The organism is Myxococcus sp. MxC21-1 (assembly GCF_032612255.1).
GTDB classification, from domain to species: Bacteria; Myxococcota; Myxococcia; order Myxococcales; family Myxococcaceae; genus Myxococcus; species Myxococcus virescens.
The window spans coordinates 398000-412143 of the sequence record NZ_CP123278.1; the positions used below are offsets into that span (position 1 = coordinate 398000).

A 14144-nucleotide genomic window follows, 5' to 3' on the forward strand; every position below is an offset into this window, starting at 1 on the left:
TGGTTGACAGGTCGCGCGTCACGGGGATAGAAGCCGCGCCCCGCCCGACGCAGATCCGGGCGGGGAGCTGACAGCAGAATAAAAGGGTCGATGAGGATTGTTGACCCTGGACGCGGCGGTGGTAGAAGCCGCGCCCCCTCCGGACGGGTGGCTGATCCACGCGCCTCGACGGAGCAGCAGCAGGAAATAGAGGGCTCGACTCGGAAAGTTGATCCCAGGGGTGGTGGTGGTAGAAGCCCTGAATCTCACGAAGAAGCCCGCGCGCTGGCGCGGATCCGCTTCGAGTGGGTCGGTAAGAAAATACGGAATACGGCGGTCAACGCAGCGAGTTGACAGGAGACGCGGTGGTGGTAGAAGCCGCGCCCCGACGAAGAAGCCCGGAAGCAAGGGCGGAAGAGTCGAGGGAGTCAACGAAGCAGCGGTTGACAGGGAAGGCGGCGAAGCGGTAGAAGCCGCGCCCCTCTGGAGGAAATCAGCGGAAGCCACTGGGCGGCGCTGAAGACTCCGGAAGCCAGCAGGACGGCGAAACAGCAGCTTGACAGAAGACGCCGAACTGAAATAGAAGCTGACACCCCGCTGGGCAGGAAAAGACGGCGAGGCAGCAGCGAAGAAGACAGTAGCAGGAAGTCGCTTTCGAGACAAGCGACTCGCTCTTTGAAAACCAAATAGCAAGCCCAAGAAGAAGCTAGATTGCGGAAACCGCAGTCAATTTCTTAAGACGGTGCCAGCCAGGTCGCGCTGCGAAGCGCAGCCGGCAGCACTGTAACGAATCAGCGAGTTTCAGGTTCCTTAGCCGGGCCTGAGACTGACGCCGGTTCAAATCTTCAAAAATTCAATTGGAGAGTTTGATCCTGGCTCAGAACGAACGCTGGCGGCGTGCCTAACACATGCAAGTCGAGCGCGAATAGGGGCAACCCTTAGTAGAGCGGCGCACGGGTGCGTAACACGTGGATAATCTGCCTGAGTGCTCGGGATAACCAGTCGAAAGATTGGCTAATACCGGATAAGCCCACGGTTTCTTCGGAGACTGAGGGAAAAGGTGGCCTCTGTATACAAGCTATCACATTCAGATGAGTCCGCGGCCCATCAGCTAGTTGGCGGGGTAATGGCCCACCAAGGCAACGACGGGTAGCTGGTCTGAGAGGACGATCAGCCACACTGGAACTGAGACACGGTCCAGACTCCTACGGGAGGCAGCAGTGGGGAATTTTGCGCAATGGGCGAAAGCCTGACGCAGCAACGCCGCGTGTGTGATGAAGGTCTTTGGATTGTAAAGCACTTTCGACCGGGAAGAAAACCCGTTGGCTAACATCCAACGGCTTGACGGTACCGGGAGAAGAAGCACCGGCTAACTCTGTGCCAGCAGCCGCGGTAATACAGAGGGTGCAAGCGTTGTTCGGAATTATTGGGCGTAAAGCGCGTGTAGGCGGCGTGACAAGTCGGGTGTGAAAGCCCTCAGCTCAACTGAGGAAGTGCGCCCGAAACTGTTGTGCTTGAGTGCCGGAGAGGGTGGCGGAATTCCCCAAGTAGAGGTGAAATTCGTAGATATGGGGAGGAACACCGGTGGCGAAGGCGGCCACCTGGACGGTAACTGACGCTGAGACGCGAAAGCGTGGGGAGCAAACAGGATTAGATACCCTGGTAGTCCACGCCGTAAACGATGAGAACTAGGTGTCGTGGGAGTTGACCCCCGCGGTGCCGAAGCTAACGCATTAAGTTCTCCGCCTGGGAAGTACGGTCGCAAGACTAAAACTCAAAGGAATTGACGGGGGCCCGCACAAGCGGTGGAGCATGTGGTTTAATTCGACGCAACGCGCAGAACCTTACCTGGTCTTGACATCCTCAGAATCCTTCAGAGATGAGGGAGTGCCCGCAAGGGAACTGAGAGACAGGTGCTGCATGGCTGTCGTCAGCTCGTGTCGTGAGATGTTGGGTTAAGTCCCGCAACGAGCGCAACCCTCGCCTTTAGTTGCCACGCAAGTGGATCTCTAGAGGGACTGCCGGTGTTAAACCGGAGGAAGGTGGGGATGACGTCAAGTCCTCATGGCCTTTATGACCAGGGCTACACACGTGCTACAATGGCCGGTACAGAGCGTTGCCAACCCGCGAGGGGGAGCTAATCGCATAAAACCGGTCTCAGTTCAGATTGGAGTCTGCAACTCGACTCCATGAAGGCGGAATCGCTAGTAATCGCAGATCAGCACGCTGCGGTGAATACGTTCCCGGGCCTTGTACACACCGCCCGTCACACCATGGGAGTCGATTGCTCCAGAAATCATCTCACCAAGAGGTGCTCAAGGAGTGGTCGGTAACTGGGGTGAAGTCGTAACAAGGTAGCCGTAGGGGAACCTGCGGCTGGATCACCTCCTTTCTAAGGAGACCGGGCATCGGACAGCGTCTTCGGACGCAGTAGGCGATGCCAGCGACTTTCGAGTCGCGTCAGGTCAACCAGGTCAACGTTTCCGAATAACAATCTAGTGACTTACTCTGGGCTTGCTGTTTGGTTTTGAAGGACTGAGTCGAAGCGACTTGGCTCTTTGAGAATGAAGGACGCTGTAGGGTTTGCCGACGCGGTAGCCCCCTGGGCCTATAGCTCAGCTGGCTAGAGCGCGCGCCTGATAAGCGCGAGGTCGGTGGTTCAAGTCCACCTAGGCCCACCATTTTCCTCCCTTAGGAGGAGGAAAGCGGTGACGCGCACCAGCATGGTAGAATGGCCGTGGGCAATATTCCCGGGGCTGTAGCTCAGCTGGGAGAGCGCCAGCTTTGCAAGCTGGATGTCGTCGGTTCGATCCCGATCAGCTCCACACAAGTTTTCTCTGAAGTTTAGAGAAGCGTTCTTTGACAAGTGCATACGAAGGGTAAGTTCAATTTCTGCTGAGAGAAGTTCTCGCAGAAGCCCTGACGAGAGTACCCCGCTGACGCCGTGAGGCGAAGGTGAGGAAGGAAGTCAGGTGCTTTTGAATCAAGCGTAAGTAAAAAGAAGTCTTCCAGGCTTGCTGCGAAGAGCAGGAGTCTGGGCCTTGGTTTCGAGTTTCGACAATCCGCCGGGAGGCGGGCGTGAAACAAGAGATTAGGGCAAGTAAGCTACTAAGGGCGTGCGGTGGATGCCTAGGTGCCAAGAGGCGATGAAGGACGCGGGTGGCTGCGAAAAGCCCCGGGGAGCTGTCAACCGAGCGTTGATCCGGGGATGTCCGAATGGGGAAACCCAGCGCTGCGAATAGCGGCGTTACCTTTCACTGAATACATAGGTGGAATGGAGCTAACCAGGGGAAGTGAAACATCTCAGTACCCTGAGGAAGAGAAAACAATGAGTGATTCCCAAAGTAGTGGCGAGCGAAATGGGAGAAGCCCAAACCGAAACCACGAAAGTGGCGTCGGGGTAGCGGGTCCACGGTAGGACTTTGACTTGCTAGCGGAAGCCTCTGGAAAGAGGCACCAAAGAGCGTGATAGTCGCGTACGCGAAAGCGAGTTGGAGCTGAGTGGGTTACCCAAGTAGGGCGGGACACGTGCAATCCTGCCTGAATCAGCCGGGACCATCCGGTAAGGCTAAATACTCCTTGGCGACCGATAGTGAACAAGTACCGCGAGGGAAAGGTGAAAAGAACCCCGGTAAGGGGAGTCAAAAGAACCTGAAACCGCATGTCTACAAGCAGTTCGAGCACTACGGGGCAACCCAGTGCGAGAGCGTACCTTTTGCATCATGATTCGGCGACTTAATATACGTAGCGAGGCTAAGCCGTTAGGTGGAGCCGGAGCGAAAGCGAGTCCGAATAGGGCGTATAGTTGCGTGTATTATAACCCGAAGCGGGGTGATCTACACATGGCCAGGTTGAAGTGCGGGTAACACCGCATGGAGGACCGAACTCGTGAAAGTTGAAAATTTCTGAGATGAGCTGTGTGTAGGGGTGAAAGGCCAATCAAACTCCGTGATAGCTGGTTCTCCCCGAAAGATATTTAGGTATCGGCTCGGGCAATTCAATGCCGGAGGTAGAGCACTGGAACGGCTAGGGGTCTCACCAGATTACCAAACCGTACCAAACTCCGAATGCCGGCAATTGTTATCCCGGGACGCAGTCAGTGGGTGATAACGTCCATTGGCAAGAGGGGAATAACCCAGACCGACAGCTAAGGCCCCCAAATCTAGTCTAAGTGAACACTAGAAAGGATGTGGCAGGTCATTGACAACCAGGAGGTTGGCTTAGAAGCAGCCATCCTTTAAAGAAAGCGTAATAGCTCACTGGTCAAGACAGGCCGCGCCGAAAATGTAACGGGGCTCAAGACTAGTGCCGAAGCTTCGGGTCACACGTAAAGCGTGTGGCGGTAGGGGAGCGTCCCAGTTGCAGCGAAGGTCGACTGAAAAGGCGGCTGGAGCGGCTGGGAGTGCTGATGCCGAAATGAGTAGCGTTAAAGGGGTGAGAAACCCCTCGCCGTAAGCCCAAGGTTTCCTGGGTCAAGTTAATCTTCCCAGGGTTAGTCGGAACCTAAGCCGAGGCCGAAAGGCGTAGGTGATGGAAAGCGGGTTAATATTCCTGCACCATCTTGTGAGCGTTGAACTAAGGGAGGACGGAGAAAGCTAGGCGAGCTGACCGGTGGTTGTGTCAGTCTAAAGGCGTAGGGGTGTCGCGTACGAATAAAGGCGCGGCAGCTATCCCCGAGACTCGATGGCGCCCCGTAAGGGGTAAGTCGCTGATGCTCTGCTTCCAAGAAAAGTCCCGTAGGGAGCTTACAGGGTGTCCGTACCGTAAACCGACACAGGTGGGCGAGGAGAAAATCCTAAGGCGCTTGAGAGAACTCTCCTCCAAGGAACTAGGCAAATTTCCACCGTAACTTCGGAAGAAGGTGGGCCTCTGGTAGGTGAAGGCGTACAGCCGGAGCTGAGAGAGGTTGCAGAGAAATGGCGGTAGCGACTGTTTACCAAAAACACAGGACTCTGCGAAGGCGACAAGCCGACGTATAGGGTCTGACTCCTGCCCGGTGCTGGAAGGTTAAGGGGATTCGTCAGCCGCAAGGTGAAGCGATGATCCGAAGCCCCAGTAAACGGCGGCCGTAACTATAACGGTCCTAAGGTAGCGAAATTCCTTGTCGGGTAAGTTCCGACCTGCACGAATGGAGTAACGACTTCCGCGCTGTCTCGGAGAGGGACTCAGCGAAATTGAAATAGCTGTGCCGATGCAGTTTACCCGCAGCAAGACGGAAAGACCCCGTGAACCTTTACTATAACTTGACAGTGACACTAGGGATTGACTGTGTAGGATAGGTGGGAGCCTTTGAAGCCGGGCCGCTAGGTTCGGTGGAGGCAACGGTGAAATACCACCCTGTTGATTTCTGGTGTCTAACCATGTCCCGTCAGCCGGGATTGGGACACTGTCTGGTGGGTAGTTTGACTGGGGCGGTCGCCTCCCAAAAAGTAACGGAGGCGCGCGATGGTTCCCTCAGCCCGATTGGAAACCGGGCGTCGAGTGCAATGGCATAAGGGAGCTTGACTGCGAGACGGACACGTCGAGCAGGTGCGAAAGCAGGTCATAGTGATCCGGTGGTCCTGAATGGAAGGGCCATCGCTCAACGGATAAAAGGTACTCCGGGGATAACAGGCTTATCTCCCCCAAGAGTTCACATCGACGGGGAGGTTTGGCACCTCGATGTCGGCTCATCGCATCCTGGGGCTGGAGCAGGTCCCAAGGGTTTGGCTGTTCGCCAATTAAAGCGGTACGCGAGCTGGGTTCAAAACGTCGTGAGACAGTTTGGTCCCTATCTGCTGTGGGCGTAGGATACTTGAGAGGCTCTGACCTTAGTACGAGAGGACCGGGTTGGAGGCACCGCTGGTGTACCAGTTGTCTCGCCAGAGGCATCGCTGGGTAGCCATGTGCCGATTGGATAACCGCTGAAAGCATCTAAGCGGGAAACCGACCTCAAGACCAGGTATCCCGGGCGCAAGCCCCTGAAGACCCGTCGAAGACTACGACGTTGATAGGCCGGGTGTGTAAGCGTGGTAACACGTTCAGCTAACCGGTACTAATTGGTCGTGAGGCTTACTTTCCCCATTCTCTTGCATGCCCCCTCAAGGGGAGTAAGGGACTCGGGGCCAAGGCCGAGGCTTGAGTGCTTTTGGCACTCGCCTGGAAGACTCACACTGCGCACAGCGAGACTTCGCTCAGCAATGAATTGAAACTTACCCTTTGTATGCACTGTCGCTTGTTTTCCGGTGGCTATGTCGGAGGGGTCCCACCCGTTCCCATCCCGAACACGGAAGTTAAGCCCTCCAGAGCCGATGGTACTTCGCGGGAAACCGCGCGGGAGAGTAGGTCGCTGCCGGATTCTTTTGAGAAACCCCCGGTGTCCCTCGTGGACACCGGGGTTTCCGTTTTGGGCGTGTGGGGTTTCCGCGCGTCACCGCGGGCGCTGGGCCAGGCGCCGCATGCGCAGCCGGCGCACGCCCCCACCGCCAGCAGGGCCGCCGTGGTGGCCAGCACCAGCAGGTGCTCGGCTCGCGCCGCCCCTTTCGCCACCGCGTCCACGCTGTGCGAGAAGGCGTACCCCAGCGCCACCACCACCGGGGCGCTGAGGCACAGCGCCAATCCGTCCCACAGCAGGAAGTCGCGCAGCCGCATGCCATGCACTGCGGCCATGATGAACACGGCCCCGCGCAGCACCGAGAGAAAGCGCCCCACGAAGATGCAGCGCCCGCCGTGGCGTGCGTAGAGCCGGGCCAATCGCTCGCGGCGTTCCGGCGGCAGGAGCTTCTTCATCCGTGGATGCTCGTACAGCGCGGGCCCCAACCTTTGGGCGGTGAGGAAGAGGGCCGTGTCGCCGCAGAGCACTCCGGCCACCGCGACCGCGACCGCCAGGGCGATGGGCAGGACGTCCCGGTGCGCGAGGATGCCCAGCGACAACAGCACCAGGTCTTCTGGAATGGGCACCCCCATGCCTCCGGCGACCAGTGCGGCGAAGAGCAAGGCCGCTGTGCCATGGGTCAGCAGCCATGGGAGTGGACCCGCGGCCATCGTGTCCCCCCTTTCAGGGCGTCATTCAGGTTCCGCAGGGTGGATTGCGCGCGCCGCCCTGCGCTCCTGCCGGAAGAGGAGGACCTCCCGGGCGATGATTTGAAGGGTCGCGGCCACGGGCACCGCCACCACCGCGCCCACGATGCCGGCCAGCTCCGCGCAGAACAGGACTGCCAGGAGGACGAGCAGCGGATTGACGTGGACCGTGCGTCGGAAGACGAGTGGGGCCAGCACGTTGCCCTCGAGGGGCCCGTACAGCAGGAAGTAGGCGAGCGCGCCCGCCGCCGCCCAGATGCCCTGCGTGGCCCACGTCAGCAAGGTGATGACGCCCCCAGCGATGAGCGGCCCCACATAAGGGACCAGGCTGGAGAAGCCACTGGCGATGCCCAGGGGCAGGAAGTACGGCAAGCCCAGGAGCGCCAGCGTCACCGTGGTCAGGGTGGCGTTGATGGTGCAGATGAGCACCAGCCCGGACAGGTAGCCGCCCGTGGCGCTGTAGATGTTGTGGAGGACCCGGACGTATCGCATCCGGTGCTCGGGGCCGACCAGGGTCAGCCCCCTGCGAATCAGGTCTCCTCCGAATGTCAGCATGAACACGACGAGGAAGAAGACGGTGAGGGCCGAGATGACCACCCCCACCACGCCTCCGATGGCTCGGATGAGCAGCGTAGGCAGGGCGCCGGTCGCGAGCCGGGGAGTTGCTTCCTCCAACCGCCGCGCCCAGCCGAGCGCCTGCAGCCGGTCGCTGAGCACCTGGATGAGCCGAGAGCTTCGCAGTTCCGCCATCAACTGCGGCCACTGGCGAACCAGGGCGTCCAACTGGTCCGCCGCGGCCGGAATCACGAGCAGCGCGAGGGCGGCGACGACGACCAGCAACGCCGTCATCACCAGGGCAATGGCGGCCAGTCGAGGCAGCCTGCCGCGCTCCAGTCGCGCGACGCCATGTTCCAACGCGAGCGCAAGGATGGTGGCGATGCCCGTCAGTGTCAGCGCCACCCGCGTCTTCGCCACGAAGGTGACGAGTACGACCACCGCCAGCACGGAGGCGCAGACGGTGAACACCGTCGTCGGTGTGACTTGCGAGCGTTGCCCCCCGCCGTCTCGCTCCGCCACCACCGCCCACGCTCCCGTGCCATAACGCTGCCCCCGACGTGCCCACCCTGCCGGGAACGGGCTACCCACCCCGCAGTTCAGGGTCGTTGCGGACCTGTTAAGGAGGCTCGTGGGGACGGATTCGCGACGGCCGTCCGCGTGGCTCCCCTGCGCCTCGCACGCGTGGATGGAGCGAGGCGCTGAGCCCTTGGGGCTCACGGTGCGTCAGTTGCGCGACGGGTAGATGCCTTCCAGCGCGATGATGAAGTTGATGCACAAGAAGGGCGACATGTTGTTGTGCGGCTGGCTTCCACCCGCGACGCCGATGGCCGCGGGGTTCATGGTCCCGTCGATGGGGGCAGCCCGGTAGTTGAGCACGGTCGCCGTGGAGTCCGCCGCGAGCACGGTGCCAATGGGCGTTTCGGTATCGCCGTGCTGACTGCTCACATTCAGGGTGTGATTGTGCGCCGGCATCTGCGTCGAAATCAGCGTCACGGTTTCGGTTCCACCCTGTTCGCCCAGCGTGCGGGGGGACAGGCCGGGGCCCTGGCCCGGCTGCATGGGATAGCGGCCCCGCAGGTCCGGCAGGGCGAACGTCGTCTGCCCATTGCCTCCATAGGTGGTGCCAAGAATGGAGAAGAGCGCCGAGTTCTGGGCGATGGAGAGAAGCTGCCCTTGGCAGAATGCCCAGCCCCGCGGAGCGAAGTTGCCTGCGAACATCATGATCTGACCGATGAAGGGCTCTGACACGTGCGTCTACCTTTCGAGGAGAGGACTGCGCTTGCTGCGCTTGCTGCGCTTGCTGCGCTTCCTCCCTGAGCAAAGGTCCGGCCAGCGCTGAAATCGCGCGTGTTTCATGTGCGTGCGACGGCGGCATGCAATGAAACGTGAGACGCGGTGCCTCCATGTCTCGCTGTGTCACGCGCGCTCGTGCGTCCGATACAGACGCGCATGCGTCCAACCCAGACGCCGTGGCGCATCCGCGTGCCGATGAAACGCGGGTGCGTCTGACCCGGACGCCGGGGCAATGCCTCGTGGGTTCTCTCCTACGAGAGAATCTGCCCGGTTACCGCCGAGCCTCTTGGGGGCGCCCCGGTCTTCTTGGCGTGGCGTGCGGCTTGCTCAGAGGCCTGCGGCGTGACGTTTCACGACGAGGAGGCCGGCAGATGACGCAAGAGAACTGGCGACGCCCGCTGTATCAGAAATGGTTTCAGGCGCTTCCGTTGACGGCACTGCTGGTGCTGTCGGCGTGTGAGGAAGGCACGCCAGGACCGCAGGGGCCGCAAGGTCCCGCGGGCGCAGAAGGCCCTCCGGGAGCGCCGGGCGCCGAGGGGCCCGCTGGTCCTCAGGGCGAGCCAGGGACGCCTGGCGCTACGGGCCCACAGGGGCCGCAAGGTCCTCCGGGCCCGGCAGGTGGGCCGGAGGGACCTCCGGGGCTGACGGCGCTGGTCCGGACCGACTCCGAACCCTCTGGTGAGAACTGCGCCCAAGCGGGTGTGGTGGTGGAGACGGGCATCGACCTCAACCGGAACGGTGAGTTGGATGATGAGGAGGTCGACGCCTCGCTGACCCGTTACGTGTGCAACGGGGCACAGGGGCTCATGGGGCCCGAGGGGCCGCAGGGCGCCATGGGCCCGCAGGGCCTCCGGGGTGAGCAGGGCGTGCAGGGGCCAACCGGTCTTCAGGGCGAGACGGGCATGCAGGGTGAGCGGGGACCGGAGGGGCCCGCTGGCGCGGTCGGACCTGCCGGGCCGGCGGGACCGCAGGGCTCCGAAGGACCTGCGGGCCCGATGGGCCCAGCGGGTGCCACGGGCCCCCAGGGGGATGTCGGTCTGGGCACGGTGACGCGGACCACCGTGGAGCCGGCGGCCGGCAACTGCGCCACCGGTGGCGTGCGGCTGGAGATGGGCGTCGACGCCAACCGCAATGGGACGCTGGATGCCGGCGAGGAGAATGTCGCGCTCACCCGCTTCGTGTGCAACGGGCCGGCGGGACCGCAGGGAGGGCAAGGTCCCGCGGGCGCGACGGGACCTGCAGGGGCCCAGGGCCCTTCGGGACCGGTGGGTCCGCAAGGTCCGCAGGGGCCCACGGGCTCGCTGGGCGCCTACGGTGATGGGTCGGCTGGGGCGTACAACGTCCCCAGCGGCAACACCGTGGATCTGACCACGGCCTCTGGCTACGGCACATTGGCCGGCCGGCAGCACCTCCAGTTCACGAACGTCACCATCTCCGGCACGCTGATTGTCCCGAGTGGAACGGTCATCCGGGCCACCGGCGACGTCACCGTCAACGGTACGATCATCGTGGACCCCAGTGCCGAGGACAACGGAACCGGGCCTGCGGAGGCAGGCGTGGCGCGTGCGGCCGCAGGCGAGCCCCAAGGAGGGCGTGGGCTGTTGCCGCTCCAGGCCGCGCAGCTCCTGCGACCCGGCGGCCTGGGCGGCGGCGCGGGGGCCAAGCAGGTCGGTGTGGCCGGTGGCCGGGGTGGCGGCTCCCTGGTCATTCTCGCGCAGGGAGCGATCCGCATTCCCCCGGGGGCGCCATCAATGCCAATGGTGAGGCGGGTGGAACCGCCGCCAACCTGCCCGGCTCGGGCGGTGGCGCGGGGGCGCCGTCGTCCTCGTGGGCAAGGGCTCCATCACCGTGGGGGGATTCGTCCGAGCGGTGGGGGCCAATGGTGGCGCTGGCAACAACGCGGGGGCGCGGGCAAGGGCGGCGGCGGCGGCGGCGGCGGTGGCATCGTCCAGCTCCTCTCCAGCACGACGCCCAGCGTGACAGGCGGCATTCTGGTGACCGCGGGGCCGCGGGCGCCACCGCGAATCCCACGGGCGCAAGCCGGCCATCTCCGCGGGCGGTGGGGGCGGCGCGTGCGGTGGAAATGGTGGCTCGGGTGGTGGCGGGACGCTGGCCGCGCCTCAGCCGTCCGAGGCGGGTGCCGCCGGATATGACCTCCGGACTGTCACGCCCACGCCAGAGAACGTGTTCCTGTAGGTCCTGGCGGTTTGGGGGGATGCGGGCGGCTCGCGGGCAATCAGCTCGCGGGCCGTTCGTGTTTCCGGAGCATGGTTCCGCTGTGCATCAGTCCTGACGTGGTGCGGGGTTCCACGTCATCGCGACGTAAGGGGCGGCGGCCTCCTCGGGAGGCTCGGCGTCCACCTCGAAGCCCAGGCGCTCGTACAGCCTGCGCGCGGGGTTGGTTCGTAGCACTTGCAGCCGGAGGGGGACGCCTGCTTTCCCGGCCTCGTCCCGCACCTGGGTCAGCAGCCGGGTCCCCACGCCGCTGCCTTGGTGCGCGGGCAACAAGGCGATGTCCACCACCCGCCACGCCGCCGCGTCCTTCGCGACCAGCAGGCGCCCCACGGGTTGGCCTTGGAGACACACCACCTGGTGGTCGGCGCGAGGATGGCGGGCGGCCCAGTCGTGCGACTGCGCCACCCACTGCATGCGGAGGAAGGCGTCGCGCTGTGCGGGCGCCCAACCCCAGGCCGCGAGCTCGGACTCCCGGGTGCTGGCGTACAGCGCGAAGAGGAAGGGGTCGTCCGCAGCCGTCGCGGCGCGCAGGTCGATGGACACGGTGGCGAGCAGCATGGCTCGACGGGCGACGACGCGTCCATCAGCGGACGGCCACCGCGGTGCTTCGTCATCCGCCCAACGGCGGATGCAAGCAGCGGTAAATCCGGACGTCCTCGCAATCGTGGTTGGACGTCAGACCCGGATGAGATTTTCGGGAGCAGTTCCCGAAGGAGCCACACGATGAAGAAGACGCGAGACGAGGCACTGAACCTCCAGGAAGTGGGGGACATGGAGGCGAGGTGGCGGGGCCTCGCCACCCAGTTGCTGGAATTGGGGGACGACGCGATGGATGCGCAGCTGCTGGTGGCCTTCCGCGCCGCGCGTGAAGAAGGGGTGGTGCCTCCCGATGCGGGCTTCTTCCTGGTGGCCCACATCCTCACCTCCATGGCGGACGAGGCGATTGGTGACGAACCCCGCGTGTGCCGCCTGGCGCTGGAGCTGGAGTTGATGGAGCGGGAGTACGGCGTGGAGCAGGGCGTCTGGCTCAGCGGCGAGGAGACTCCACCCGAGGACTGGGAGGCCCTGCGCGCGGCGTATGAGGCCGCTTGCGACGAGGCCCGCGCCACCTTCTTCACGGCCTATGGCGAGGAGGAGATGGCCCGCCTCTACCTGGATGACCGCATCTGCTTCCACCGCCGCTTCGAGAGCGGGCGCCGCTTCTTCCACGGACTGCCCATGCTTCCCGAGCACCTACACTGACTCTCCGTTCTCAAATTCTCTCATTCAAATGATGTGAGCCGTCTTTCACGCATCTCAGGCGGAATGTTGCGGCTACAAAGTTTGGATTAGCAGGACTTCAAGCTAGCTCAACGCTGCGTTGGTGAGGCGGCTTGCGGCGTCCTGGCATTTTCCTTCGCCACACCCTATTCCGGCGCTCGCTTCCGGGTGGCGGGTGGAGTGGCGGGGAAGAAGTCAATGCATACCATACCCTCGGTGTGAAGACTCGAAACTCCAAGGCGAGTCTTCAGCAGCTTCGCTGCTCGGCGGCGCGCGTCTCTGGCTGAAGTCCCCTCCAAGGACCCGGGGCCGCGCGCCGCCGCTCTTTTTTCCGCGGGACGGTGGCTCGGGCCGTCAGGCGGCCTGCGGCGGGTGGTGGCGCTAGATTCGCGCGCCATGACCACCGACTCCGCCCACCGTCTCCTGGACCTGCTGTGGGAGCGCTACGCCGCGGAGGTGCCCTATGCGCGCACCTTCGTGCAGCTCTCCGGGGGCCGCTTCCGCAATGACCACGTCGCGCTCCGCTCGCTGGCCCGGCCCGGTGGTGGCATCGCGCTCTTTTCGCAGCCCTTCATCCGGCTCGGCTGGAAGGCCGCTGGGGCGTACACCTTTCCGGATGCGCACCTGTCCGCCATCTATTTGTCACATCCGGCGGGGCTGCCCCGCATCTTCATCTCCGAGCTGAAGCAGGAGGAGCTGTCCCCGCGCGCTCGCGAGCTGCTCGCCCGGCTGCCCGAGGACCCCGCACCTCCCGAGGATGATGTGGACGCACTGGCCGCGTGGTTCGGCCCTCCGCCCCCTCCAGACGAGGCCGCGCTGCTGGAGCTGGAGAAGGAGTCCCAGTATGGCGCCTGGCTGCTCGCCTTCGGCCGCAAGGTGAACCACTTCACCGGCTCGGTGGACGACGTGGAGGCGTGGCAGAAGCGCATGCGCGAGGCAGGGGTGCCGATGAAGGCCGACATCGAGGGTGCGCCTGGGACGTCGCTGCGGCAGACGGCCACGCAGGCAGCGCCGCTGCCCGTGCCGCTCAAGGGCGGTGGCTCGCGCTCCTGGCCCTACGCCTACTTCGAGATTGCCCAGCGCACGCCGGACTTCGACGGCTTCCTGGGCTCCCAGGCCCGGGCGCTCTTCGACATGACGAAGCGCGGCGAGTAGCCCCGGGTCATCCCCGCCGGCCAGGGGCAATCAGCGCGTTGAGGACGTGGTCGCGCCACTGGCCGTCGATGAGCAGGAGCTCCCGCGCGATGCCCTCCACCTGGAAGCCCAGGCGCTTCAGCACCGCGGCGCTGCGCAGGTTCTCCGGCAGGTGGTTGGCCTGGAGCCGGTGCAGGCCCATGACGTTGAAGGCGTAGTCACACAGCGCGCGCAGGGCCTCCGTCATCAGACCCTGGCCTTCGTAGTGGTGGTCCAGGCCGTAGCCCAGGTCCGCGGACTGCAACGGGCCTCGGCGGATGTTCGTGAGTGAGATGTTGCCGATGATGGGCGACAACTGGATGGGCTGGTTTCGCGGCAGCAGGAACACGCGCAGCGACAGGTCGAGCCGGAAGTCCTCGCGGTCCTGCGCCAGCCGCGTGCGCCAGTACGTCACCGAGAAGAAGTTGGCCGGCCGTGCCGGTGACACGGTGGAGACGTGCTCCCGGTTCGCCTCGTGGTACGCGAGCACCCGCCACGCCGCATCCGGTGGGAGCTGCACCAGATGCAGGCGTTCGGTGCTCAGCAGGTTGAAAACTGCGTCTGGGCCCATGGCGGGCATTCAACTC

At 63.5% G+C, this 14144-nt stretch carries 7 protein-coding genes, 2 tRNA genes, 3 rRNA genes and 1 pseudogene; 8 read left to right on the forward strand and 5 right to left on the reverse strand.

Translation table 11 applies throughout. The annotated features are described in order from the left end of the window. Positions 1–833 precede the first annotated feature (833 nt). From QEG98_RS01855 to rrf, 5 genes are all read left to right on the forward strand, one after another. Positions 834–2371, forward strand: a 16S ribosomal RNA gene (locus tag QEG98_RS01855). A 212-nt stretch (positions 2372–2583) separates the two neighbouring features. Further along, a tRNA-Ile gene (locus tag QEG98_RS01860) sits at positions 2584–2660 on the forward strand. A gap of 71 nt (positions 2661–2731) precedes the next feature. Beyond that, positions 2732–2804: transfer RNA gene (locus QEG98_RS01865), tRNA-Ala, on the forward strand. A 273-nt stretch (positions 2805–3077) separates the two neighbouring features. After that, a 23S ribosomal RNA gene (locus QEG98_RS01870) occupies positions 3078–6038 on the forward strand. Between the two features lie 161 nt (positions 6039–6199). Beyond that, positions 6200–6316: ribosomal RNA gene (gene rrf / locus QEG98_RS01875) — 5S ribosomal RNA — on the forward strand. The 16S, 23S and 5S rRNA genes sit together here with 2 tRNA genes alongside, the layout of an rRNA operon. Before the next feature lie 275 nt (positions 6317–6591). Here the strand turns inward: rrf and QEG98_RS01880 are convergent. From QEG98_RS01880 to QEG98_RS01890, 3 genes and pseudogenes are all read right to left on the reverse strand, one after another. Then, positions 6592–7002: pseudogene (locus QEG98_RS01880) on the reverse strand (DedA family protein); the annotation flags it as partial. Between the two features lie 21 nt (positions 7003–7023). After that, positions 7024–8184 carry an AI-2E family transporter gene (locus QEG98_RS01885; protein WP_316565524.1) on the reverse strand — a complete coding sequence of 387 codons (1161 nt, stop codon included), beginning with the start codon at positions 8182–8184 and terminating at the stop codon, positions 7024–7026. Positions 8185–8319: 135 nt separating this feature from the next. Beyond that, on the reverse strand, positions 8320–8844 hold the full coding sequence (locus QEG98_RS01890) for a phage tail protein (protein ID WP_171444028.1): 525 nt from the start codon (positions 8842–8844) through the stop codon (positions 8320–8322). A 746-nt stretch (positions 8845–9590) separates the two neighbouring features. On the opposite strand from QEG98_RS01890, the gene QEG98_RS01895 reads away from it, so the two are divergent. Continuing rightward, on the forward strand, positions 9591–11042 hold the full coding sequence (locus QEG98_RS01895; RefSeq protein WP_316565525.1) for a collagen-like protein: 1452 nt from the start codon (positions 9591–9593) through the stop codon (positions 11040–11042). Positions 11043–11172: 130 nt separating this feature from the next. Here the strand turns inward: QEG98_RS01895 and QEG98_RS01900 are convergent, their stop codons facing one another. Continuing rightward, positions 11173–11682 (reverse strand): GNAT family N-acetyltransferase, encoded by a 510-nt coding sequence (locus QEG98_RS01900; protein WP_316565526.1) that lies wholly within the window; start codon positions 11680–11682, stop codon positions 11173–11175. 165 nt (positions 11683–11847) lie between these two features. Here QEG98_RS01900 and QEG98_RS01905 point away from each other — a divergent pair, with 165 nt between their 5' ends. Together QEG98_RS01905 and QEG98_RS01910 are read left to right on the forward strand one after the other, a co-directional pair. Continuing rightward, positions 11848–12366 (forward strand): hypothetical protein, encoded by a 519-nt coding sequence (locus QEG98_RS01905; RefSeq protein ID WP_163884510.1) that lies wholly within the window; start codon positions 11848–11850, stop codon positions 12364–12366. Positions 12367–12780: 414 nt separating this feature from the next. Further along, positions 12781–13539 (forward strand): DUF1338 domain-containing protein, encoded by a 759-nt coding sequence (locus QEG98_RS01910; RefSeq protein ID WP_316565527.1) that lies wholly within the window; start codon positions 12781–12783, stop codon positions 13537–13539. A 7-nt stretch (positions 13540–13546) separates the two neighbouring features. Here the strand turns inward: QEG98_RS01910 and QEG98_RS01915 are convergent, their stop codons facing one another. After that, positions 13547–14137, reverse strand: coding sequence for a GNAT family N-acetyltransferase (locus tag QEG98_RS01915; protein WP_316565528.1), 591 nt, complete (start codon positions 14135–14137; stop codon positions 13547–13549). Between the last annotated feature and the right edge of the window lie 7 nt (positions 14138–14144).

What these genes read in the sequence shown, in the direction of transcription:
- QEG98_RS01910 (WP_316565527.1), top strand. Translation starts at nt 12,781, where the DNA reads ATGACCACCGACTCCGCCCACCGTCTCCTGGACCTGCTGTGGGAGCGC.
- QEG98_RS01905 (WP_163884510.1), top strand. Translation starts at nt 11,848, where the DNA reads ATGAAGAAGACGCGAGACGAGGCACTGAACCTCCAGGAAGTGGGGGAC.
- QEG98_RS01900 (WP_316565526.1), bottom strand. Translation starts at nt 11,682, where the DNA reads ATGCTGCTCGCCACCGTGTCCATCGACCTGCGCGCCGCGACGGCTGCG.
- QEG98_RS01915 (WP_316565528.1), bottom strand. Translation starts at nt 14,137, where the DNA reads ATGCCCGCCATGGGCCCAGACGCAGTTTTCAACCTGCTGAGCACCGAA.